Origin of the sequence: Roseisolibacter sp. H3M3-2, assembly GCF_029211165.1 — a bacterium.
Taxonomy (GTDB): domain Bacteria; phylum Gemmatimonadota; class Gemmatimonadetes; order Gemmatimonadales; family Gemmatimonadaceae; genus Roseisolibacter.
Genome location: NZ_JARGEK010000031.1, coordinates 1 through 23138, shown reverse-complemented (window position 1 = coordinate 23138; position 23138 = coordinate 1). Strand labels below are relative to the sequence as shown.

20 protein-coding genes, 2 tRNA genes, 1 pseudogene and 1 riboswitch are annotated in these 23138 nt (G+C 75.7%); of the genes and pseudogenes, 21 read left to right on the top strand and 2 right to left on the bottom strand.

Going from position 1 to position 23138, the window contains the following annotated elements; all coding sequences use genetic code 11:
- The 10 genes and pseudogenes from PYV61_RS04920 to clpB form a co-directional block, all read left to right on the top strand.
- Window positions 1-195 (top strand): annotated as a pseudogene (locus PYV61_RS04920) (hypothetical protein); the annotation flags it as partial.
- Between the two features lie 56 nt (window positions 196-251).
- Window positions 252-390, top strand: a riboswitch (cobalamin riboswitch).
- A gap of 151 nt (window positions 391-541) precedes the next feature.
- A complete protein-coding gene (locus PYV61_RS04915; protein ID WP_275828898.1) occupies window positions 542-1513 on the top strand; it encodes a helical backbone metal receptor in 972 nt (323 codons plus the stop codon).
- Window positions 1513-2487: an iron ABC transporter permease gene (locus PYV61_RS04910; RefSeq protein WP_275828897.1), complete on the top strand. Its 975-nt coding sequence runs from the start codon at window positions 1513-1515 to the stop codon at window positions 2485-2487. Before PYV61_RS04915 ends, PYV61_RS04910 begins: the two co-directional genes overlap by 1 nt.
- A complete protein-coding gene (locus PYV61_RS04905) occupies window positions 2484-3287 on the top strand; it encodes an ABC transporter ATP-binding protein (RefSeq protein ID WP_275828896.1) in 804 nt (267 codons plus the stop codon). Before PYV61_RS04910 ends, PYV61_RS04905 begins: the two co-directional genes overlap by 4 nt.
- A 38-nt stretch (window positions 3288-3325) precedes the next feature.
- Window positions 3326-5317, top strand: coding sequence for a TonB-dependent receptor (locus PYV61_RS04900; RefSeq protein ID WP_275828895.1), 1992 nt, complete (start codon window positions 3326-3328; stop codon window positions 5315-5317).
- Between the two features lie 100 nt (window positions 5318-5417).
- Window positions 5418-7055, top strand: coding sequence for a DUF2723 domain-containing protein (locus PYV61_RS04895; protein WP_275828894.1), 1638 nt, complete (start codon window positions 5418-5420; stop codon window positions 7053-7055).
- Window positions 7056-7998: 943 nt separating this feature from the next.
- Complete coding sequence (gene recO / locus PYV61_RS04890; RefSeq protein WP_275828893.1) at window positions 7999-8793, top strand: DNA repair protein RecO; 795 nt, start codon at window positions 7999-8001, stop codon at window positions 8791-8793.
- Complete coding sequence (selB, locus tag PYV61_RS04885; RefSeq protein WP_275828892.1) at window positions 8790-10667, top strand: selenocysteine-specific translation elongation factor; 1878 nt, start codon at window positions 8790-8792, stop codon at window positions 10665-10667. Before recO ends, selB begins: the two co-directional genes overlap by 4 nt.
- Before the next feature lie 103 nt (window positions 10668-10770).
- Window positions 10771-11229, top strand: a complete 459-nt coding sequence (locus PYV61_RS04880; protein ID WP_275828891.1) for a hypothetical protein — start codon at window positions 10771-10773, stop codon at window positions 11227-11229.
- A gap of 299 nt (window positions 11230-11528) precedes the next feature.
- The gene (gene clpB / locus PYV61_RS04875) at window positions 11529-14150 is read left to right on the top strand and encodes an ATP-dependent chaperone ClpB (protein WP_275828890.1); all 2622 of its coding nucleotides are present in this window, start codon (window positions 11529-11531) and stop codon (window positions 14148-14150) included.
- A 49-nt stretch (window positions 14151-14199) separates the two neighbouring features.
- Here the strand turns inward: clpB and PYV61_RS04870 are convergent, their stop codons facing one another.
- Entirely contained in the window at window positions 14200-15177 is a 978-nt protein-coding gene (locus PYV61_RS04870; protein ID WP_275828889.1) for a DUF3667 domain-containing protein, read from the bottom strand.
- Window positions 15178-15270: 93 nt separating this feature from the next.
- Here PYV61_RS04870 and tadA point away from each other — a divergent pair, with 93 nt between their 5' ends.
- The 8 genes from tadA to PYV61_RS04830 all read left to right on the top strand — a co-directional run bounded on the left by tadA (window position 15271) and on the right by PYV61_RS04830 (window position 20443).
- On the top strand, window positions 15271-15771 hold the full coding sequence (gene tadA, locus PYV61_RS04865) for a tRNA adenosine(34) deaminase TadA (RefSeq protein ID WP_275828888.1): 501 nt from the start codon (window positions 15271-15273) through the stop codon (window positions 15769-15771).
- A 14-nt stretch (window positions 15772-15785) separates the two neighbouring features.
- Window positions 15786-15872, top strand: a tRNA-Ser gene (locus PYV61_RS04860).
- A 68-nt stretch (window positions 15873-15940) separates the two neighbouring features.
- Window positions 15941-16028, top strand: a tRNA-Ser gene (locus tag PYV61_RS04855).
- A gap of 75 nt (window positions 16029-16103) precedes the next feature.
- A complete protein-coding gene (pyrR, locus tag PYV61_RS04850; protein ID WP_275828887.1) occupies window positions 16104-16655 on the top strand; it encodes a bifunctional pyr operon transcriptional regulator/uracil phosphoribosyltransferase PyrR in 552 nt (183 codons plus the stop codon).
- On the top strand, window positions 16652-17626 hold the full coding sequence (locus tag PYV61_RS04845) for an aspartate carbamoyltransferase catalytic subunit (RefSeq protein WP_275828886.1): 975 nt from the start codon (window positions 16652-16654) through the stop codon (window positions 17624-17626). Before pyrR ends, PYV61_RS04845 begins: the two co-directional genes overlap by 4 nt.
- Window positions 17623-18942, top strand: a complete 1320-nt coding sequence (locus tag PYV61_RS04840) for a dihydroorotase (protein WP_275828885.1) — start codon at window positions 17623-17625, stop codon at window positions 18940-18942. Before PYV61_RS04845 ends, PYV61_RS04840 begins: the two co-directional genes overlap by 4 nt.
- Complete coding sequence (locus tag PYV61_RS04835) at window positions 18939-19610, top strand: class II aldolase/adducin family protein (protein ID WP_275828884.1); 672 nt, start codon at window positions 18939-18941, stop codon at window positions 19608-19610. Before PYV61_RS04840 ends, PYV61_RS04835 begins: the two co-directional genes overlap by 4 nt.
- Window positions 19607-20443 (top strand): hypothetical protein, encoded by an 837-nt coding sequence (locus PYV61_RS04830; protein WP_275828883.1) that lies wholly within the window; start codon window positions 19607-19609, stop codon window positions 20441-20443. The genes PYV61_RS04835 and PYV61_RS04830 overlap by 4 nt, the downstream gene beginning before the upstream one ends.
- Window positions 20444-20525: 82 nt before the next feature.
- Here the strand turns inward: PYV61_RS04830 and rpsT are convergent, their stop codons facing one another.
- Entirely contained in the window at window positions 20526-20777 is a 252-nt protein-coding gene (gene rpsT / locus PYV61_RS04825; RefSeq protein WP_275828882.1) for a 30S ribosomal protein S20, read from the bottom strand.
- A 221-nt stretch (window positions 20778-20998) separates the two neighbouring features.
- On the opposite strand from rpsT, the gene PYV61_RS04820 reads away from it, so the two are divergent.
- Genes PYV61_RS04820 through scpB form a run of 3 tightly spaced genes read left to right on the top strand, consistent with a single transcriptional unit; the run spans window position 20999 to window position 22939 of the window.
- Window positions 20999-21670: a site-2 protease family protein gene (locus tag PYV61_RS04820; protein WP_275828881.1), complete on the top strand. Its 672-nt coding sequence runs from the start codon at window positions 20999-21001 to the stop codon at window positions 21668-21670.
- Window positions 21667-22416 (top strand): ScpA family protein, encoded by a 750-nt coding sequence (locus PYV61_RS04815; protein WP_275828880.1) that lies wholly within the window; start codon window positions 21667-21669, stop codon window positions 22414-22416. Before PYV61_RS04820 ends, PYV61_RS04815 begins: the two co-directional genes overlap by 4 nt.
- Window positions 22391-22939 (top strand): SMC-Scp complex subunit ScpB, encoded by a 549-nt coding sequence (gene scpB / locus PYV61_RS04810; protein ID WP_275828879.1) that lies wholly within the window; start codon window positions 22391-22393, stop codon window positions 22937-22939. The genes PYV61_RS04815 and scpB overlap by 26 nt, the downstream gene beginning before the upstream one ends.
- Window positions 22940-23138: the final 199 nt, after the last annotated feature.

Below are 23138 nucleotides of genomic sequence, written 5' to 3'. Positions count from 1 at the left end.
CCGCGCCTTGAGCTCGCCGCGCCGACCCCCGCCGACGCGGGCGACGGGCTGCTGGCGGCGCTGGCGGCGCTCGACGCCGACTACCGCGCGCACGCCGCGCCGAGCGACGCCCAGCGCGCCGAGTATGCGCGCGCGCGCGGCGAGCTCAAGGCGCGGCTCGCGGCCCGGCTTGCCGCCGCTCCGGGCGCGGACTAGCTTCGCAGCACGCCGTTCGCGGCGGACAACCGAAGGACCACGCGCCCGCGGGACACGGAAGCCGGTGAGAGACCGGCGCGGCCCCGCCACTGTGACGGGCAACAACGCACGCTCGCGCGCCCCCGGACGGGGGCGCACCCACTGACCGGCGCGGCCGGGCGGGAAGAGGAGCGACGCGGCCCGGAGCCAGGAGACGACCCGCCGGCGCGCCACCATTCCAGGACCCTCGGGGGAGGGCCGGTGGCGATGTGACGACGTGGGGTGGTGGGGTGGCGGGGCGCGCGAGCGTCCGCCGGTGCTCGCGTCGTCGTGTTGCGGCCGTCCGCTCCCCAGCCGGACGGCCGTCGTGCGTCTCCCCCACTCGCTTCTCCCGTTCCTCGCCGCGTCGGCGCTCGCGCTGACCGCGCTCGCCGCCGGCGGCGGCGGCGACGCGCCGCGCCCGTCCGACGCCGTCAACGCGGTCGAGCGCGCGCTGGCGCCCGCCGACCCGACCGACGACTTCGGCGACACCGTGCGCGTCGCCGCGCCCGCGCGGCGCATCGTCTCGCTCAACCCGGCGACCACCGAGATCCTCTTCGCGATCGGCGCCGGCGAGCGGCTGATCGGGCGCTCGCGCTGGGACGAGTGGCCCGCCGAGGTGCGGGCGGTGCCGGCGCTCGGCGACGGGATCCGCCCCAACGTCGAGGCCACGCTGGCCGCGAAGCCCGACCTCGTGCTGCTGTACGCGTCGGCGGACAACCGCGAGGCCGCGCGCGCCCTGCGCGCCGCCGGCGTCGCCACGGCGGCGATCAAGGTCGACCGGCTCGCCGACTTCCGCCGCGCGACGCGGCTGCTCGGGCGCCTCACCGGCGACACGGCGCGCGCGCGCACGGTGGTCGATTCGGTGGACGCGACGCTCGAGCGCGTGCGGCAGGCCGTCGCCGGGCGCGCGCGCCCGCGCGTCGTGTGGCCGCTGTTCGGGCGCCCGCTGCTCGCCGTCGGCGGCGGCAGCTTCCAGCACGAGGTGCTCGACATCGCGGGGGGCGAGAACGCCTTCGGCGACGACGCGCGCCCGGCCGTCCCCGTGTCGCGCGAGGAGGTGCTGCGCCGCGGCGCCGACGTGATGCTGGTCGGCCCGACGCGCGTCGCGCTCGTGCGCGCCGACCCGGCGTGGGCCGCGCTGGCGGCGGTGCGCGAGGGGCGCGTGCTCGCCGTAGACACCAACGTCGTGTACCGCCCCGCCGTGCGCCTCGGCGAGGCGGCGGTGAGCCTCGCGCGCCTGCTGCACCCGGAGGTCGCGCCGCTGCTGGCCGACTCCGCGACGGCGGCGCGCCCCTGATGCCCCGCGCCCGCTGGCTAGCGGGGCTCGCGGCGCTGCTCGCCGCGGCGCTGCTCGGCGTCTTCGTCGGCGCGGTGCCGCTCGCGCCGGGCGCGGTGTGGGACGCGGTACGCGGCGCCGGCGACGCGACCACGCTGACCATCGTGCGCGAGCTGCGCCTGCCGCGCGTCCCGCTCGGCGCGTTCGTCGGCGCGGGGACCGCGCTGTCGGGCGGGGCGCTGCAGGGGGCGCTCCGCAACGCGCTCGCCGAGCCGTACCTGCTCGGCGTGTCCGGCGGCGCGGCGGTGGGCGCGGTGCTCACCTTCGCCGCCGGCGTCAGCGACCCGGTGCTCGTCCCGCTCGGCGCGTTCGTCGGCGCGGGGACCGCGAGCGCGCTCGTGCTGGCGATCGCGCGCGCGGGGGGCGGGCGCGCCGACCCGCGGCTGCTGCTGATGGCGGGCGTCGTCGTCGGCGCCTTCGCCAACGCGGCGGTGATGGTCGTCCTCGCCGACGCGACCCCGGACCAGGTGCGCAACGCGCTCTGGTGGATGATGGGTTCCGTCGCCGACGCCGGGTGGCGGCAGGTGGGCGCGCTGGCGTGCTACGCCGCCCTGGCCGGCGGGGCGCTGCTGCGGTGGGGGCGCGACCTCGACGCGCTCGCCCTCGGCGAGGAGCCGGCGGCGGCGCTCGGCGTCGACGTCGACCGCGCCGGCCCGCGCGTGTTCGTGGCCGCGTCGATGCTCGCCGCCGCGAGCGTGGCGGCGGCGGGGCTCGTCGGCTTCGTCGGCCTCGTGGCGCCGCGCCTCGCGCGCGCCCTCGGCGTCCGCGCGCACCGCCAGCTGCTCGGCGCGGCCGCGCTCTTCGGCGCGACGCTGGTCATCGGCGCCGACGTCGCTGCCCGCGTCGTGCGCGCGCCGTCGGAGCTGCCGCTCGGCGCGGTGACCGCGCTCGTCGGCGTCCCGTTCTTCCTGTGGCGCCTGGCGAGGGCCCGGTGACCGCGCTCGCGCTGCTGTTCGACGGCGTGTCCGTCGTCTACCCCCGCGCCGAGCGCGCCGCGCTCGACGACGTGACGGTCGAGGCGCCGGCGGGGCGGGTGACCGCCGTCGTCGGCCCGAACGGCAGCGGCAAGAGCTCGCTCGTCCGCGCGCTGCTCGGGCGCGTCCCGCTCGCGCGCGGCCGCGTGCTGGTCGACGGCAAGGACGCGCGCGCGATGCTGCCGCGCGAGCGCGCGCAGCTGGTCGCCGAGCTGCCGCAGCGCGAGGAGCCCGCCTTCCCGCTGCCGGTCCGCGACTACGTCGCGCTCGGCCGGCTGCCGCACGGCGCGCGGTGGGGCGGGCCCACCGCGGGCGACCGCGCCGCGGTCGAGCGCGCGCGCGCCGACGCCGGGGTCGAGGAGTTCGCCGACCGCATGACCGACGCGCTGTCGGGCGGGGAGTGGCAGCGCGTGCGCCTCGCCCGCGCGCTGGCGCAGGAGGCCGGCGCGCTGGTGCTCGACGAGCCCACGACCTTCCTCGACGTGGCGCACGAGATGGCGCTGTTCGAGCTGGCCGACCGCGCCGCGCGCGAGGGGCGCGCCGTGCTGCTCGTCAGCCACACCCTCAACCTCGTCGCGCGCTTCGCCGCGCACGTGGTCCTGCTGCACCGCGGCCGCGTCGCCGCCTCCGGCCCCCCCGACGCGGTGATGGACGGGGCCACGCTCGAGCGCGTGTACGAGTGGCCGCTGGTCGTCACGCGCGACCCCGCCGTCGGCGCGCCGGCCCTCGTCCCGCTGCGCGGCCGCCGCCGCGCTCCTTGATGTCGCACGTCCGGCTCGATCACCTCTCGCTCTCGTACATGTCCCGCCTCCCGCTCCTCCCCGCGCTCGCGTCGCTCGTCCCGGCCGCGTCGCTCGCCGCCCAGCAGCCCGCGCCCGCGACCTCGGGCGACACCGCCGCGCTGCGCCCGGTCGTCGTGACCGCGACGCGCCTCCCGGTGCCGCAGGCCGCGCCCACCGCCACGGCGACGGTCATCACCGGCGCCGAGCTGCGCGCGCGCGGCGTCACCCACGTGCTCGACGCGCTGCGCGACGTCCCCGGCGCGGCCGTCCTGCAGGGCGGGTCGTTCGGCTCCAACACGTCGCTCTTCCTGCGCGGCGGCGACAGCAAGTACACCCAGGTGCTGGTCGACGGCGTGCCGGTGAACCAGGCCGGCGGGGCGTTCAACTGGGCCAACCTGACGGTCGACAACGTCGAGCGCGTCGAGATCCTGCGCGGCCCGGCGAGCGTGCTGTACGGGTCCGACGCGGTCAGCGGCGTCGTGCAGGTGTTCACCAAGCGCGGTGCCGGGCGCCCGCGCGCCGGCCTCGCCGTGCGCGGCGGCAGCTACGGCTCGGTCGAGGGCGAGGGCGAGGCGTCGGGGAGCGTCGGCAACCTCGGGTGGTCGGCGGGCGCCGCGCACTACGCCAGCGACGGCATCGTCGACTCCGCGGACTTCGACAACCGCTACCGCAACGCGTCGGCGAGCGCCACGCTGCGCTACGCCGCGCCCGGCCGCGGCGACCTGTCGGTGGCGGCGCGCGGGCAGCGGGCGCGCTACCACTTCCCGACCAACGGCTCGGGGCGGATCGTCGACCGCAACGCCTTCCGCGAGGACGAGCGCGCGACCGTCGGCGTGGACGGCGGCGCCTTCCTGCGGCGCGACGTCGAGCTGCGCGTGCAGGGCGGGCTCGCGGGGCTGACGGGGCGCAACGACGACCGCCCCGACGGCGGCACGCGCAACACCGGCTCGGTGAGCTACGACGGCACCACGCGCCGGAACGCCGACGTGCGCGCCAACTGGTACGCCGCGCCGGGGACCGTACTCACCCTCGGCGGCGACTACCGCCACACGATGTTCCGCAGCGCCGACTCGTCGATCTCGGCGACCGGCATCCGCCCGGGCTCGCGCACGGCGCCGCGCCGCGACAACCGCGCGCTGTACGGGCAGCTGCTGGCCGAGGCGGGCGGCCGCGCGACGCTCACGCTCGGCGGGCGCTACGACGACAACTCGGCGTTCGGCGCCTTCCGCACCGTGCGCGCCGGCGCCGGCGTGAAGGTGCTCGACGGCACGCGCCTCCGCGTCGCCGCCGGCAACGCGTTCCGCGAGCCCACCCTCCCCGAGAACTTCGCGCGCAGCGCGTTCGAGCGCGGCAACGACGGCCTCCGCCCCGAGCGCACGCGCTCCGTCGAGGCCGGGGTCGAGCAGGCGCTCCCGCTCGGACTCGGGACGGTCAGCGGCACCTGGTTCCTGCAGCGCTTCCGCGACGTGATCCAGTACGGGTCGCTCGCGCCGGTCGCCGGCACGGCCGACTCCTCCAACTACTTCAACGTCGCCGCGGCGAACGCGGGCGGCGTGGAGCTGGAGGCGCGCTTCGCGCCGGTGCGCGGCGTGGCGTCGACGCTCAGCTACACCCACGTCGACACGCGCGTCACCGACCCGGGCTTCCAGACCGGCGCCAACGCGACCTTCGTGCGGGGCGGGCGCCTGCTGCGCCGCCCGGCCAACCTGGCGTCGCTCGCCCTCACGGCGCCCGTCGTCGACCGCGGGACCGTGTCGGCGCGCGTCAGCTACACGGGGCGCCGCGACGACATCGACTTCAATACCTTCGCGCGCGGCACGCTGCCGAGCTACGTGCTGCTGAACCTGGCCGGCGAGGTGACCGTGCTGCGACGCGCCGACCGGCCGGGGAGCGTCGCGCTGACGTTCCGCGCCGACAACGTCCTCGACCGCGAGTACCAGGCGCTCTACGGCTTCCGGGCGCCGGGCGCCACGCTGCTCGCCGGGCTGCGCATCGACGCGGGGCTCTGACCGGCGGGGCGGGGGCGGGCGCCGGGATTCAAACCCTGGCGCCCGTCCGGCTGTCGGACCGCGGATCCGCGGTTCCCACGGCCGTCCACCCGTCCGCGCCATGCCCGAAGCGCCCTCCGCGCCCCCGTCCCGCGTCGCCCCGCGCCTGCTCGCGGCGGCCGGGCTCCTCGCCCTCATCGGCGGCTACGTCGACCTGTGGCGGGGGGGCGTCTCCCTCGCGGCGACGCTGCTCGTCCTCGGCTACTGCGTCCTGCTGCCGGCCGCGCTCTGGCTGGGGCGCCCCGCGGCGGCCGCGGGCGGGGAGCGTCCCCCGTACCGCGCCGCGGCGTTCGTGACGGTGGCCGTGTTCGCGCTGTACGCGGCGACGCTGGCGCCGACGACCGCCATGTGGGACGCCAGCGAGTACATCGCCGTCGCCCGCACCCTCGGGCTGCCGCACCCGCCGGGGAACCCGCTGTTCGTGCTGCTGGCGCACGTCGCCGGGCTGGTGCCGCTGCCGGTGGCGTACGCGGTGCGCATCAATCTGCTCGCCGCCGCGGCGAGCGCCGCCAGCGCGGGGCTCTGGTTCCTCTGCGCCCACCGCGCGCTGCGGACGCTCGTCCCGGCGCGGGTGCCGCGCCTCGCCAGCGCCGCCGCGGGCACCGTCGCCGGTGCGACCGCCTTCTCGGTCTGGAACCAGAGCGTCGTCAACGAGAAGGTCTACACAGTCTCCCTGCTCGGCCTGGCGCTGACGTCGTGGCTCGTGCTGCGCTGGCTCGACGCGCAGGACGCCGGCGACGAGCGCCGCGCCGACCGCCTGCTCCTGCTCTCCGTGTGGATCGCGGGGCTCGGCTACGCGGTGCACCCCGCCGGCTTCCTCGCCGGCCCCGCGGTCGCCGTCGCCGTCCTGATGCGACGCCCGGCGACGCTGCTCCGCTGGCGCCTCCTCCTCGCCGGTGGCGGGCTGCTCGTCGGCGCGCTGACGCTGTTCGCCGTCGAGCCGATCCGCTCCGCGCACCGGCCGGCCATCAACGAGGGGTACCCGACCGCGTGCGAGGACGGGCGCCCGCGCCTCGACTGCACGCTGAGCGCCGAGACCGCGCGCCGGCTGTCGGACAACGTGCGGCGCATCCAGTACGGCGGGCACGCGGTCGCCGAGCGCAAGGCGCCGCTCGCGGCGCAGGTCGGGATGCTGTGGATGTACTTCGAGTGGCAGTGGCTGCGCGACGCGGAGGGGCGCGCCCCCGCCGCGCAGCGCGCGCTCGCCCTCGTCTTCCTCGGCGTCGCGCTCTACGGGCTCGCGGCGCTGGCGCGGCGCGACCGGCGCGCGTGGTGGTACCTCGCCCCGCTCGCCGCCACGCTGACGCTGGCCCTCGTGTTCTATCTGAACTTCGCCTACGCGTTCTCGCAGGCGCCGGAGCTCGGCGACGCGGTGCGCCGCGAGGTCCGCGACCGCGACTACTTCTTCGTCTGGACCTTCTCGGCGTGGGGCGTGTTCGTCGCGCTCGGCCTCGGCGCGTTGTGGAGCCGCCTCGCCCGCGCGCGTGGGCGACGGCGGCGCCGCTGCTCGCGCTCGCGCTCGTGCCCGCGGTCGCGAACCTCGGAGCGGCGTCCCGACGCGGCGAGACCTTCACCGCCGACTGGGCGCGCGACCTGCTCGCGTCGGTCGAGCCGTACGGCGTCATCGTCACCGCGGGCGACAACGACTCCTTCCCGCTCTGGTACGCGCAGCAGGTCGAGGGGGTGCGCCGCGACGTGACGGTGGCGCTCGTGCCGTACCTCGGGCTGCCGTGGTACGCGCGCCAGCTGCTCGTGCAGCCGCCGGAGCCCTACGACGCCGCGCGCGGCCCGTCGCTCTACGCCGGCGCTCGGTGGACCGCCCCGACCGGCGCGCTGTGGAAGCTGTCGGCGCGCGAGGCCGACGCGATGCCCGACTACGTGCGCCTCGACGAGCCGCAGCGCTTCCAGCACCTCGGCATCGACGTCACCCTCCCCGCGGGGATCCTCACGCGCGACCAGCTGCTGGTGCTGCGCGCGATCAAGGACACCTTCCCCGAGCGCCCGCTCTACTTCAGCAACGCGGTCTACCCGGCCGGGCTCGGGCTCGCGCCCTTCCTGCGACAGCAGGGGCTCGCGTACCGGCTGGAGCCGGGCCCGCTCGCCCAGACCGCCGAGCTGGTGGACGTCGGCGGGATCCACCTCGACCTGCCCCGCACCCGCGCGCTGTGGGAGCGCCACTACGACGGCGCCCGCGCCCTGGTCCGCCAGGGCCGCTGGATCGACCGCGCCTCCGTCTCCATCCCGGCCGCCTACGCCGTCACCGGTCAGCAGCTCGCCGCCGCCCTCGCCGCCCGCGGCGACACCACGTCGGCCATCCGGGTCGCGCGCGAGGTCGAGGCGCTGGCCCGGGCGACCGGGCTCGCGGGCGGGGAGGAGTAGGGGGAAGGGGAGCGTCGAGCGTCGAGCGTCGAGGGGGGCTCCGCGGGGCGGGACGGTGTGTCCCCCCGCGGAGCCCCCGTCGCGTCACGGGCCGAGCGCCGAGCGCCGGGCGCCGAGGGAGAGGGTGTCCTCGGCGCCCGGCGCTCGCGTGGCCCCGCGAAGGCGGCTCCTCAGGGAGATCACGGTAGCCCTTCGAGGAGCCCCCTCGACGCTCGACGCTCGACGCTCGACGCTCCACGCTCCCACCCCCCTAGATTCCCCGCATGGCGCTGGTCGTCACCGACGCGATCGTCCTCCACTCCTTCGACTACCTCGAGAGCTCGCGCGTGCTGCGGCTCGCGACGCGGGAGCACGGCGTGCAGTCGGTGCTGGCCAAGGGCGCCCGGCGCTCGCAGAAGCGGTTCAGCGGGGCCCTCGACCTGTTCGCGGAGGGGCAGGCGCAGTTCTACGCGCGCGCCGGACGCGACCTGCACACGCTGGCGTCATTCGACGTGAACCGGGCGCGGTTCGCGCTCGCCGCGGACCTGGAGCGCTTCGCCGCCGCCGCGGCCCTGGCCGAGCTGGTGCTGCGCTTCGCGCGCGACGAGAGCGAGCCGACGTGGTACGACACGCTCGTCGACGCGCTCGACGCCGTCGCGGTCGCCGACCCGGGCGCGGCGCGCGCGGCGGGGCTGGCCGGCGCCTGGCGGCTGGTCGCCGCGCTCGGCTTCGCCCCCTCGCTCGACGCCTGCGCGAGCTGCCACGACGCGCTCCCCGCGGAGCGCCCCGCGCGCTTCAGCCACCCGGCGGGCGGGCTGCTGTGCGAGCGGTGCGGGCGCCTCGCCGGGGTGGGGCGCGCGCTCCTCGCCGAGGCCCGCGCCGCGTTGCGCGCCTGGGTCGGCGCCGAGGACGAGGAGCCGCCGCTCGACCCGCAGAGCGCGCGCGCGCACCAGCGCCTGCTGCGCGAGTTCCTGCGCGAGCACCTCACCGACGGCCGTCCCCTGCGGGCGTTCGAGAGCTGGGAGGGGTCGCGCCTCGCGGCGGGCCCCGCCTCGCCGGGCGCCGACGCGGCGCCGTGATCGTCGGCACCGCGGGGCACATCGACCACGGCAAGACCGCGCTCGTCCGCGCGCTGACCGGCGTCGACACCGACCGCCTGCCGGAGGAGAAGCGGCGCGGCATCACGATCGAGCTCGGGTTCGCGCCGCTGCCGCTCGGCGCGGCCGGCGTCGCGGGCGTCGTCGACGTCCCCGGGCACGAGGCGTTCGTGCGCACCATGCTCGCCGGCGCGACCGGCGTCGACGTGGCGCTGCTCGTCGTCGCCGCCGACGAGGGGGTGATGCCGCAGACGCGCGAGCACCTCGCGATCCTCGCGCTGCTCGGCGTGCGGCGCGCCGTCGTCGCCCTCACCAAGGCGGACCTCGTCGACGACGAGTGGCTGACGCTCGTCGCCGACGACGTGCGCGCGACGCTCGCCGCCGCGGGTGTGGAGGCGCTGGCGGTCGTGCCGACGTCGGTGGTCACCGGCGCCGGGATCGAGGGGGTGCGCGACGCGCTGGCCGTCGCCCTGGCCGGCCTCCCGGCGCGCGACGGCGACGACCTGTTCCGGCTTCCCGTGGACCGCGCGTTCACGGTGAAGGGGGTCGGCACCGTCGTCACCGGGACCGTGTGGAGCGGCGCCCTCGCCCGCGACGCCCACGTGCGCCTGCTGCCGTCCATGCGCGAGGTGCGCGTCCGCCACCTGCAGTCGCACGGGCGCGAGGTCGCCCGCGTCGGGCCGGGGACGCGGGCCGCGGTGGCGCTCGTCGGCGTCGAGGTGGCCGAGGTGGGGCGGGGGACCGTGCTCGTCGCCGGCGGCGGCTGGCGCCCGGCCGACGTCTGGCGCGCCGACGTCACCCTGCTCGGCGAGTCCTCGCGGGCGATCGGGCCGCGCACCGCGCTCCGCCTGCACCTCGGCACCACCGAGGTCGGGGCGCGCGTGGTGGCCGCGGGCGGACGCCTCGAGCCGGGGGGAATGCGCGCCGCGCGGGTGGTGCTCGACGCCCCGGTCGCCGCCCGCGCCGGCGACCGCTTCGTGCTCCGCGGCGGCTCGCCGCTCACGACGCTCGGGGGCGGCGTGGTCCGCGACCCGCTGCCGGGGGGACGGCGCGTCCGGCCGTTCCCCGTCGTCGGTCCGTCGCCGGCCGCCACGCTGGCGCTGTTGCTCGACACCGCGGGCGGCGCGGGGGTGCCGGTCGCCGACCTGCCGATCCGGCTCGGCGTCGCCCCGGCCGGGGTCGGGGCGTTGCTCGCCGATCCGTCGGCCGGGCTCGCGCGCGTCGAGGAGGTCGTCGTCTCTGCCGGTGTGCTCGCGGCGCTGCGGGAGCGCGCCCTGGCGCTGGTCGACGCGCACCACGGGGCGTTCCCGCTCGAGCCCGGGCTGTCACGCCAGGCGCTCCGCCTGCGGCTTGAGGCCCCTTCGGCCGTGGCGGACGCGGCCGTGGCGCGTCTTGTGACCGAGGGCACGGTCGAGCTCGATGGCGCCCGGGTCCGTCGGGCCGGGTGGGTGCCGGCGCCGTCCGCCGATCAGTCGCGGCTCCTCTCGACGCTGGAGGCGCGCCTGGCGGCGGCGGGGCTGGAGCTGCCGACCGTCGCCGAGCTGACGGGGGAGCTGGGACGCGACGTCCCGGCGCTGCTCGCCCTCTCGGTGCGGAGCGGGCGGTCGGTGGTCCTCGACTCCGAGCGGGTCGCGGCGGCGGCCGTCGTCACGGGCGCCGTGGGGCGGCTCGCGGCGCACCTGGTGCCCGGGACGGTGTATACCCCCGGAGCGGTGCGGGAAGTCCTGGGGGTCTCGAGAAAGTACTTGATGTCCGTGCTCGAATTCCTTGACCGGGAGGGACTTACCGAGAAGACCCCAGAGGGGCGTCGCTGGCGGGCTGGAGGGGACACCTCAGGTGCCACCTCAACTGCTTGACACGGCTCAGCCGGCCGGTTAGCGTCTCAGCAGGCGTAGTCCGTCCTATCCACCGCAACAGGAGTCCTGCCAAGGAACCTAGTCCGTCAAATTGGAGAGGCACATGAAGCTCCGTTGGGCAGCACTCGTCGTAGTGCTTGCTCTCAGCGCGCTCATGCCACGTTCCACGGAGGCGCAGGCCGGCGGGCAACCCCCGCAGCCTGTGCGCCGCACCGGATCACTCGGGCAGAACTATCCGAATCCGTTCAACCCCGAGACCACGATCCCCTTCGCGATCGACTCGGCGTGCGCCGAACCCGCCCGGCAGTATCGGGTGAGCATCCGCATCTACAACCTGCTCGCGCAGGTCGTGGCGGTGCCGGTCCTTTCCGGATCGGGTACGGCAGGCGCCGGCGGGCAGACGCCCGTCGAGAACCTCACGCTCTCGTGTGGATCGTACAGGGCCTACTGGGACGGCAAGTACATCAACAGCAGTCGCGAGGCCGCCTCGGGCGTGTACCTCTACCGACTGGACGTGGATGGTCGAGTCGAAGGCGTGAAGAAGTTCCTCGTCACCAAGTAGCTTCCGGTGGCGACGACGCCCCGGCCGCCCACTGAGCGAGCGACAGCACACGTGACGCACTACTCCGAACGCCCCGCCGGGTCTCCCGACGGGGCGTTCGCCGTCCGCGCCCCGCCCGCCGCCCTGCGCGCCGACGCCTGCCGAAACGGCGCGCGCCGCGCGCCGCCGCCGCCGACCCGGGCGCCCGACTGCGCCAGCGGGGCCGCTTTTCGGGGCCCCCGGCTTGCCACCCGCGATGCAGTGCGTGCCGCGCGCGTCCCGCGCGACCGGCCGCCCGTTCTCCCAGCCCCCATCGCGCCATGCTGAATCCCGATCGGCTGACCGTCAAATCCGCCGAGGCGCTCAACGAGGCGGTGGCGCTCGCCCGACGCGCCGGGAACCCGCTCGTCTACGACGCCCACCTCCTCCTCGCCCTCCTCGGGCAGGACGAGGGGATCGTCACGCCCATCCTCCAGAAGCTGGGCGTCAACGTCGGCGACTTCCGCAAGCGCGCCGAGGCCGAGGCCGCGCGCTACCCGAAGCAGAGCGACGCCCAGCCCGCCGTGTCGCGGGAGCTGAGCCAGGTCCTCGACCGCGCCGACGCCGACGCCCGCGAGCTCGGCGACGAGTACGTGTCCACCGAGCACCTGCTGCTCGCCCTCTCGGACGTGAAGGGGACCGAGAGCTTCGCCCTGCTGCGCGGCGTCGGCGCCTCGCGCGACCAGGTGAAGCAGGCGCTCCAGCAGGTGCGCGGCTCGCACACGGTCACCGACCAGAACCCCGAGGAGAAGTACCAGGCGCTCTCGCGCTTCTCGACCGACCTCACCGAGCGCGCCCGCCGCGGGAAGCTCGACCCGGTGATCGGCCGCGACGAGGAGATCCGGCGCGTGGTGCAGGTCCTGTCGCGCCGCACCAAGAACAACCCGATCCTCATCGGCGAGCCGGGCGTCGGCAAGACGGCCATCGTCGAGGGGCTGGCGCAGCGCATCGTCAACGGCGACGTCCCCGAGAGCCTGCGCAACAAGACGCTCGTCTCGCTCGACATCGGCGCCATGCTCGCCGGCGCCAAGTACCGCGGCGAGTTCGAGGAGCGGCTGAAGGCGGTCCTCAAGGAGATCACCTCCGCCGAGGGGCGCTTCATCGTCTTCATCGACGAGACGCACACCATCGTCGGCGCCGGCAAGACCGAGGGGTCGCCCGACGCCGGCAACATGCTCAAGCCGGCGCTCGCCCGCGGCGAGCTGCGCGTCGTCGGCGCCACCACCCTCGACGAGTACCGCAAGTACATCGAGAAGGACGCCGCGCTCGAGCGCCGCTTCCAGCCCGTGTACGTCGGGGAGCCGAGCGTCGAGAGCACGATCGCGATCCTGCGGGGCCTCAAGGAGAAGTACGAGGCGCACCACGGCGTGCGCATCACCGACGGCGCCGTCGTCGCGGCGGCCACGCTCTCGCACCGCTACATCGGCGACCGCTTCCTCCCCGACAAGGCGATCGACCTGCTCGACGAGGCCAGCTCGCGGCTGCGCATCGAGATCGACTCGATGCCGCAGGAGATCGACGAGGTGGAGCGCCGCATCGTGCAGCTCCAGATCGAGCAGGCCGCGCTCAAGAAGGAGAAGGACCCGGCCTCGGTCGAGCGGCTGGCCAACCTGGAGCGCGAGCTGGCCGAGTCGCGCGAGCGCTCGCAGGCGATGAAGGCCCAGTGGCAGCAGGAGAAGGAGACCCTCGGCGCCGTCGGCACCATCAAGCAGGAGATCGAGCAGGCGCGCCAGGAGGCGGAGCAGGCGACGCGCGAGGGCGACCTGCAGAAGGCCGCCGAGATCACCTACGGCCGCATCCCCGACCTGCAGCGCCGCATGTCGGAGGCCGAGCAGCGCCTCGCCAGCCACGACGGGCGCCCGCAGTTCCTGAAGGAGGAGGTCGGGGCCGACGACATCGCCGACGTGGTCGCTCGGTGGACCGGCATCCCGGTGCAGCGCATGATGGAGAGCGAGCGCACGCGCCTCACGAAGCTCGACGAGGAGCTGGGGAAGCGCGTCATCGGCCAGCAGGAGGCGGTGCAGGCCGTGGCCAACGCCGTCCGCCGCAGCCGCGCCGGGCTCCAGGACCCGAACCGCCCGATCGGCTCCTTCATCTTCCTCGGCCCCACGGGCGTCGGGAAGACCGAGACGGCGCGCGCGCTGGCCGAGTTCCTGTTCGACGACGAGCACGCGCTCGTGCGCATCGACATGTCCGAGTACATGGAGAAGCACGCGGTGGCGCGGCTCATCGGCGCGCCGCCGGGCTACGTCGGCTACGAGGAGGGGGGGCAGCTCACCGAGGCGGTGCGCCGCCGCCCGTACTCGGTCATCCTGTTCGACGAGATCGAGAAGGCGCACCAGGACGTGTTCAACATCCTGCTGCAGATCCTCGACGACGGCCGCCTCACCGACTCGCAGGGGCGCACGGTGGACTTCCGGAACGCCGTGATCATCATGACGTCGAACATCGCCAGCCAGCAGATCCTCGAGCACGCCGACGACAACTGGGAGCTGGTCGAGGCCGAGGTGTCGAGCGCGATGCGCGAGCACTTCCGCCCGGAGTTCCTGAACCGGGTGGACGACATGATCATCTTCCACCCGCTGGGCGAGGAGCACATCGACCGGATCATCGACCTGCAGCTCGGCCGCCTGCGGAAGCTGCTGGCCGACCGGAAGCTGGCGCTCGAGCTGGCGCCCGACGCGCGGCGCCTGCTGGTCACGGAGGGCTACGACCCGTCGTTCGGCGCGCGCCCGCTCAAGCGCGCCATCCAGCGCCTGCTCCAGAACCCGCTGGCGATGGCGGTGCTGGAGGGGCAGTTCGTCGAGGGCGACCGGATCCGCGCCGAGTCGGCGCGCGACGGGCAGCTCCGCTTCACGAAGGTCGAGGAGCCGGCCGGCGAGCCGGCGGCGGCCGGGGTCTGACCCCGGCCGCGCGGGGGCCCGGGGACGCGTCCCCGGGCCCCCGCGCGCGTCACGGCGCGTCGAAGTACGCCACGAGGTGGAGGGCGGCGTAGCGCACGCCGACCAGCGCGAACGGGAGCGCGACCACCAGCGCGACGGCCCGCCACGCGGCGCCCCAGCGCGGGAGCGCGTAGGCGCGGCGCATGGCCGCGTACACGTGCGCGACGATGCCCGCGACGACGAACGGCGCCGCGAGGTCGAGCGCGTCGTCCATCCACGCCGCCCGGTTCCGCCCGAGCCACCCCGCGACGCGCGCGGCGGCCGCCACGACGGCGAAGCCGCCGAAGATCACGCCGACGGTCGCGACCAGCAGGAACGTCTGCAGGTGGATGGCGAGCAGCGCGTGCTCGGCGAGCAGGCGGCGGCGCCGCGCCATCAGCACCGACAGGATGACCGCGACCACCGGCACCAGCATCGTGTTCGCGGTGCGCGAGGTGAGGAGGGGCGAACGCCCGACGCGGGCGAGCAGCTGCGCCCGCGTCTCGCCGTGGCGGGCCGCGTAGCCGTCGAAGCGCCGCGCGATCTGTGAGGTCGGCTTGGCCGCCGCGACGTTGCGCACCGGGTCGCCCAGACTTCCCTTCCAGCGGTCGGCGAGCAGGAAGGTCCCGGCGCTCACGAGCACGAACAGCGCGAGCGGGCGCGTGTAGCGCGCGCGGCGCCCCTGCACGTAGGCGACCGTGAGCGATCCCGGCCGCCGCAGCAGCTCGACGACGGTGCGCAGCAGGCGGAAGTCGAGCGCGGTGACGTGCTCCCACAGCTCCGCCGCGAGGTGCCCGAGCCGGAGCGCCCCCGGCTCGGCGCGCGCCTCCCCGCAGGCCCCGCAGAAGGGCATCGCGACCGGCGCGCCGCACTCGACCCACGGCGCCTCGGCCGCGGCCGCGATCCCCGCGGCCGGCGACTCCGCGGCGGCGTCCGCGACGGGCGCGGGCGACGCGTCGGGGGGCGCGGGCGCGTCGGTCGCGTCGACGAGGGGGAGGGCGGGGGGCATCCGCGGACGGTGCCGCGCGCCGCGCGGCGGCGCAACCCGCGGGGGCGCGGTGAACGCTTCCCTCACGCCCGCGCCGCCGTTAGCCCTTACGCGATGACGACCCCCGACGACGACGCGCGCTGGATCGGGCACGCGCTGGAGGCGGTCGCCGGGGCGGCGGCGGCCGGCGAGGTGCCGGTCGGGGCGGTCGTCGTGCACGCCGACGGGCGCGTGCTCGCCACGGCCGCCAACCGCACGGTGCGCGACCGCGACCCGACCGCGCACGCCGAGGTGCTGGCGCTGCGCGCCGCCGCCGCCGCGGTCGGGGAGTGGCGGCTGTCGGGGTGCACGCTCTACGTCACGCTCGAGCCGTGCGCGATGTGCGCCGGGGCGCTGGTGCTGGCGCGCGTGGACCGCGTCGTGTTCGGGGCGTGGGACGACAAGGCGGGGATGGCCGGGTCCGTGGGCGACGTGCTGCGGCACCCGCGGCTCAACCACCGCCCGTCGGTGCGCGGCGGGGTCCGCGAGGCCGAGTGCGGGGCGCTGCTGACGACGTTCTTCCGGGCGCGACGGGGCGCCGCCCAGTCCGTTGACACCCCCCCGGCGGCCGGCTAAAATCCACGGCTCCTGGACAGGTGGCCGAGTGGTTGAAGGCACCGGTCTCGAAAACCGGCATACCGGCAACGGTATCGTGAGTTCGAATCTCACCCTGTCCGTCCGGGTGGGGGCTTGAGCGATCAAGCTCCCACCCGTTTCGTTCGACAGGTCCAGGAAGCAGCTCCCGGGACAGGTGGCCGAGTGGTCGAAGGCGCACCGCTGGAAACGGTGTAGACGTCAAAAGCGTCTCGTGGGTTCGAATCCCACCCTGTCCGTGTGCACGGCCGTCGCGAACGGCCCCGGCCGCCCGGCGCCTACCCGCGCCGGGCGGCCGTGTATATTGGCCGCTCATGCCACCCAAACAGACCGTCGTGCTGGACGCGCGCGCCATGGAGCGCACCGTCAAGCGCATGGCCGACGAGATCGTCGAGCTGAACGCGGGGACGGAGCGGCTCGTCCTCGTGGGGATCCAGCGCCGGGGCGTGCAGCTCGCCGACCGCCTGGTGCGCGCGATCGCCGACGCCGAGGGCGTCGAGGTGCCGCGCGGCGCGCTCGACATCACGCTCTACCGCGACGACCTGCAGACGGTCGGGCCGCGTCCCGTCGTCGGCCCCACGTCGCTCCCCGCCAACATCGACGGCGCGCGCGTGGTGATCGTCGACGACGTGCTCTACACCGGCCGCACCGTCCGCGCGGCGCTCGACGAGCTGGCCGACTTCGGGCGCCCGGCGCGCATCGCGCTCGCGGTGCTGGTCGACCGCGGCGGGCGCGAGCTGCCGATCCACGCCGACGTCGTGGGCAAGAAGCTCGACGTGCCGGCGGGGGAACGGGTCGACGTGCTGGTCTCGGAGCTCGACGGGAAGGACGCCGTGGTGCTCGTGCCGGAGGGGGACGCGGCGTGAGCGGGCGGGCGCGGCTGGGGAAGGACCTGCTGGCGCTCGAGCCGCTGACGGCCGACCAGATCCGCCTCGTCCTCGACACCGCGGAGCCGCTGAAGGAGATCAGCGAGCGCGCGATCAAGAAGGTGCCGACGCTGCGCGGGCAGACGGTCGTCAACCTCTTCTTCGAGGCGTCCACCCGCACGCGCGTGTCGTTCGAGTTCGCCGAGAAGCGCATGAGCGCCGACACGGTGAGCATCGCGTCCGCCGGCTCCAGCGTCAGCAAGGGGGAGACGCTGGTCGACACGGCGCGGAACCTCGAGGCGATGCGGATCGACATGGTCGTCATCCGCCACGGCTCGTCGGGCGCCGCGCAGTTCCTGGCCGAGCGCATCCAGTCGAACGTGATCAACGCCGGCGACGGGACGCACGAGCACCCGACGCAGGGGCTGCTCGACCTGCTGACGCTGCGCGACCGCTTCAAGACGCTCGAGGGGCGGCGCGTCTGCATCGTGGGCGACGTGCTGCACTCGCGCGTCGCCCGCTCCAACATCTGGGGGCTGAAGAAGCTCGGGGCGCAGGTCGGCGTGTGCGGCCCGCGCTCGCTCCTCCCCAACGCCATCGACGAGCTGGGGGTCGAGGTCTTCGACCGCGTCGAGGCGGCGATCGAGTGGGCGGAGGCGCTGAACGTGCTGCGCCTCCAGCTCGAGCGCATGCAGGCCGGCTACATCCCGAGCCTGCGCGAGTACAACCGCGTGTTCGGCATCACGCGCGAGCGCCTCGAGCGCGCGCCGCGCGACATCCTCATCCTCCACCCGGGGCCCATGAACCGGGGCGTCGAGATCGACTCCGACGTCGCCGACGGGCCGCACAGCGTGATCCTCGACCAGGTGACCAACGGCGTGGCCGTGCGCATGGCGGTGCTGTACCTCCTCGCCGGCGGCGCGCCGGAGCTCGCGGAGGCGGCCAAGAAGGGCCGCGGGGGGGACGCGTGAGCGCCCCCGACCGCCGCCCCATCCTCCTCACCGGCGGGCGCGTGCTCGACCCGTCGCAGCGGCTCGACCTCGCGGCGGGCGACGTGCTGCTGGCCGACGGCAAGATCCAGCACGCCGGCGACCGCGTCGGGCGTCCCGACGACGCCGAGGTGATCGACTGCGCGGGGCTCGTCGTCTCGCCCGGCTTCGTCGACGTGCACTGCCACCTGCGCGAGCCGGGGCGCGAGGACGTCGAGACGATCGCCACCGGCGCGCGCGCGGCGGCGGCCGGCGGCTTCACCGCCGTGTGCGCGATGCCCAACACCGACCCGGTGACCGACAACCAGGCGGCGGTGGGCTTCATTATCGCGCAGGCCAAGCGCGCGGCGGCGTCGCGCGTCTACCCGATCGGCGCGATCACGCTCGGGCAGAAGGGCGAGTCGCTGGCGGAGTTCGGCGAGATGGTCGGCGCCGGCGCGGTGGCGGTGAGCGACGACGGCAAGCCCGTGGTCAGCTCGCAGCTGATGCGCACGGCGCTCGAGTACGCGCGCGCCTTCGGCATCCCGGTCGCGGACCACTGCGAGGACCCGACGCTAGCCCTCGGCGGCGCGATGAACGAGGGCGTGATGTCGATGAAGCTCGGCCTCAAGGGGATCCCCGCCGAGGCCGAGGAGATCATGGCGATCCGCGACATCCTGCTGGCGCGGCGCACCGGGGGGCACATCCACCTCTGCCACATGAGCACCAAGGGCTCGGTGGAGCTGATCCGGTGGGGGAAGGAGCGCGGGATCCGCGTGACGGCCGAGGTGTGCCCGCACCACCTGTCGCTGACCGAGGAGTCGGTGGCCGGCTACAACACCAACGCCAAGATGAACCCGCCGCTGCGCACGGCGGAGGACGTCGAGGCGCTGCAGCAGGCGGTGCGCGACGGCACCATCGACGTCGTCGCCACCGACCACGCGCCGCACCACTACGACGAGAAGGAGCGCGAGTTCGCCGACGCGCCGAACGGGATCGTCGGGCTGGAGACGGCGCTCGCGGTGCTGGTCACCTGGCTCGTCGAGCCGGGGATCCTCACGTACGCGCAGCTGGTCGACAAGATGGCGTGCGCGCCGGCGCGGATCTTCAACCTCCCCGGCGGCACGCTGGCGCGCGGCGCGGTCGCCGACGTGACCGTGTTCGACCCGACGCGCGCGTGGACCGTCGACGCCGCGGGCTTCCGCTCCAAGGGGCGCAACACGCCGTACGCCGGGCAGACGCTGCGCGGGAAGACGGTGTGCACGGTGGTCGACGGGCGCGTCGTGTACCGCGAGGCGACGGAGGCAGCCCGGGCATGACCGCGGCGGCGCGCGCGGCGGTCGTGCGCGTCTGCCGCCGGCTGTGGGAGCGGGGGCTGATCGCGGGGCCGGACGGCAACGTCTCGGTGCGGCTGGCCCCCGACCGCCTGCTCGTCACCCCGCCGGGGCGCAGCAAGGTGGACGTGACCGCCGACGCGCTGGTCGAGGTGGACCTCGACGGGCGGGTGCTGACGCCGGGCGGGCGCGCGACGACGGAGCTGGCGATGCACCTGGCGATCTACCGCGCGCGCCCCGACGTCGGCGCGGTGGTGCACGCGCACCCGCCGACGGCGACCGGCTTCGCGGTCGCCGGCGAGACACTTCCCGACGGCGTGCTCCCCGAGCTGATCTGCCAGGTCGGCGCGGTCGCGCTGGTGCCGTACTTCACCCCCGGCACGCCGGCGGCGGCCGACGCCTTCGCGCCCTATTTTGCGTCGCACGACGCCTTCCTGCTCGCCAACCACGGCGCGACCGTGGCCGGGCCGACGCTGGAGGCGGCGCACCAGCGCATGGAGAGCCTGGAGCACGCCGCGCGCATTCTCCTCGCCGCCCGGCTCGTCGGCCGCGTGACGCCGCTCACGCCCGGCCAGCGGGCCGCGCTCCAAGCTCCGGCCGCACCCGCGGCCGCACCCACCGTACCGCCGCCCGAGGGCGGGGAGGCAGGATGAACGACAGGACGACCCCGCCGCTCGACGAGATCCGCGCCCTGGTCGCGGAGCGCTCGCGCTTCGAGGGGTGGCTGAGCACGCTCGAGTCGCGCCGCGACGCCACGCCGGCGCACGTCTTCGACCGCGTCCGGCAGGACTACGACGCGCGCCGCCAGCGGGTGGTCGAGCAGCTGACGGCGCACGTGGGCGCGCTGCAGGCGGCGGTGGCGGGGCTGGACGAGCGCCACGGGGCGCTCGGGCGCGCGCTCGGCGAGCGGCGCGACGCGCTGGCCGAGGTCGAGCTGCGCGCGCTGGTCGGCGAGTTCGGCGACGACGAGGGGGCGCGGCAGCGCGCCGAGGTCGAGGCGGCGATCGCCGACCTGGAGCGCGAGGCGGAGGGCGTCGGGCGCGAGCTCGACGAGGTGCGCGAGCTGGCGTCGCAGGTGGGCGCGCCCGCCCCCGAGCCGGCGGAGCCGGAGCCCGCGGCGGTCGCGACCTCCGTCGGCGAGCCGCCCTCGGCGGCGCGCGGTGACGATGGGTACGGGCAGCCCTCCGCCCCGACCGGCGCCGCCGAGATCATGACCGCGCCGGCGCCCGAGCCGCGCCCGACGCCCGCCTTCGGCTCGCCGCTGCTCGGCGGCGACCCGCGGCGCGACACCCCCGTCGGCTCGCCGTCGTTCGTGGGCGGGCAGGGGCTCGCGCAGGCGGCGATGGGGGTGCCGATGGCGCCCCCCGACGACACCCCCGCCGGCGCGGCGGCGCAGAAGACGCTGAAGTGCCAGGAGTGCGGCGCGATGAACTTCCCGACCGAGTGGTACTGCGAGCGCTGCGGGGGCGAGCTGGCCGCCCTCTGACGGCGGGAGAGGGGCGCACGCGGAACGGGGCCGGTCCACGCGATGTGGACCGGCCCCGTCGCCGTCGCGCCCCGCGCGTCGGTCAGCCCTGCGCGGCGGCCGCGGCGGCCTTGGCGAGCTGGCGCTTGTGGCGGGCGGCCTTGTTGCGGTGGATCAGCCCCTTCCGCGCGGCGCGGTCGAGGAGGCTCACCGCGAACGTGGTGACCTCGGTGGAGCCGCTCTCGTTGCGGGCCTTCTTGAGGGCGGTCCGCAGCGCCGAGCGCTGCGCGCGGTTGCGCACAGCCGCGGCGCGCGACTTCCGCATGTTCTTCTTGGCGGAGGCGATGTTCGGCACTTGGGAGAACTCTCTGGAGATGTCGCGGGAAGGTCGATCGGCCCCGCGCGGCGCGCGCGGAGAGCGTCGGAGGTTAGCCGCGCCGGTGGGCCATGTCAAGGCGGGACATGGGGTTGGAGGGCCGTCGCGCTTTGACTTGCCCCTGGGGCGCCGCTAGGTTTCGCCCCGCCGTCGCCACCCCCCTCCGGGCGGCCCCTCCTCTCCCGCCCCGCCCGCCGCCGGTGGACCTCCGTACGATCGCCCTGTTCGCGCCGGTCCTGCTGTTCGCGATGGTGGCGCACGAGTACGCCCACGGCTACGCGGCGCTCAAGCAGGGGGACCCGACGGCGTACGAGCTCGGCCGGCTCACCTGGAACCCGGCCAAGCACATCGACCCCTTCATGACGGTGATCCTCCCCGTCATGCTGGCGGTGATGAACGCGCCCATCTTCGGCGGGGCCAAGCCGATCCCGGTCGACCCGCGGAATTACCGCAACTACCGGCGCGGCGACATCATCGTCTCGCTGGCCGGGATCGCGACCAACCTGGCGATCGCCGCCGTGAGCGTGCCGCTGGTCATGCTGCTCGGCGTGCTGGGGCAGCGCTTCCCGGGCGCGCTGCCGACGTTCGCGGTGCTGCAGGAGATGGCGCAGATCAGCGTGATGCTGAACCTGATGCTCGCGCTGTTCAACCTGCTGCCGCTGCCGCCGCTCGACGGGTCGCACGTCATGAAGCACCTGCTGCCGCCGGCGTGGGCGCTGCGCTACCAGGAGCTCGGGCGCTTCGGCTTCCTGCTGCTGCTGCCGCTGCTCTACCTGGGCGTCATCTCGATCTGGATGACGCCGGCCTACCGGCTGACGCGCGCGGCGGCCCGCTTCACGGCGCCGTACATGCTGCCGCCGGCCGGGCTGTGACCGCCGCGCTTTCCCCGGCCGCCGAGGCGGCGCCGTCGACGTTCGTCGTTGAGCTTCCCGAGTTCTCCGGCCCGCTCGACCTGCTGCTGACGCTCATCCGCGACGAGCGGCTCGACGTCTACGACATCCCGATCGCGCGGGTCGCCGAGCAGTTCCTGGCGCGCATCTCCCACCTCGCCCTCGACGAGGCGGCCGACTACCTCGAGATGGCCGCGCGCCTGCTGCGCATCAAGGCGCAGCTCCTGCTGCCGCGCAGCGGGGACGAGGAGGGGTGGGAGGACCCGCGCGCCGAGCTGGTGCGCCGGCTCCTCGAGTACCAGCAGGTGCGCGAGGTCGTCGAGCACCTCGACCGGCTCGGGGAGGAGCGGCGGGAGCGGTTCGTGCGCGGCGCCACCACGTGGGCGCCCGCGCTGCCGGCGGGGGTGCCCCCGCTCGCGCTGTCGCTCACCGAGCTGCTGTCGGCGGTGGACCGCGTGCTGCGCGTGGCGCGCGAGCCGACGGTCCACGACGTGGTGGCGCGCGCGCTCGACGTGGCCGGCGCGATCACCACGGTCCGCGGCGTGCTGGCGCTGCGGCAGCGCACCCGCTGGACCGACGTGGTGGGCTCGGACGCCGAGCCGTGGCAGATCCTCAGCGTGCTGCTGGCGCTCCTCGAGATGGCGAAGCTCGGGGAGCTGCGGCTGCTGCAACCGAAACCGTTCGCGGTCGTGGAGATTGCGCGTGAGTCCCCTGGCGAAGCTGCTTGAGGCGGCGCTGTTCGCGAGCAGCCGTCCCGTCCCGATGGACGAGCTGCGCACCCTCGACGCCGACGCGACGGGGGAGGACGTCGAGCGCGAGCTGGCGGCGCTGCGCGCGCACTACGACGACCCCGAGGCGGGGCACGCCTTCGAGCTGGTGGAGCAGGGCGGCGGCTGGCAGCTGCTGACGCGCGCCGAGTACACCGAGGCGATCGAGCGGGCGCAGCTGGCGCAGCGCCCGCAGCGCCTCTCGGCGGCGTCGCTCGAGACGCTGGCGATCATCGCCTACCGGCAGCCGATCGGGCGCGCCGAGATCGAGGAGATCCGCGGCGTGTCGGTGGGCGGGGTCCTCAAGGCACTCTTGGAGCGTGGATTGATCGACATCACGGGCAGGTCGGAGGGGCTGGGGCGGCCGCTGCTGTACGGCACGACGCCGTCGTTCCTGGAGCAGTTCGCGCTGCGCCACCTCGAGGAGCTGCCGCGCGCCGACGAGCTGGCGGTCGCGCTCCGCGCCAACCCGACGGCGCTGTGAGCGCGCGCCCGCAGCGGGGCCCCGCCAGGGGGTCGTCGAAGGGGCCGTCGAAGGGGCCGTCGAAGGGGCCGTCGAAGGGGCCGGGGAAGCGTCCGGGCGGTGCGTCGCGAGGCCCCTCGCGCGACGACGCGCGCGGGCCGTCCCGCGGCCCGGCGCGGGGGCCGTCCGCGCGCCCGTCGACCGGCCGGCCGTCGCGCGA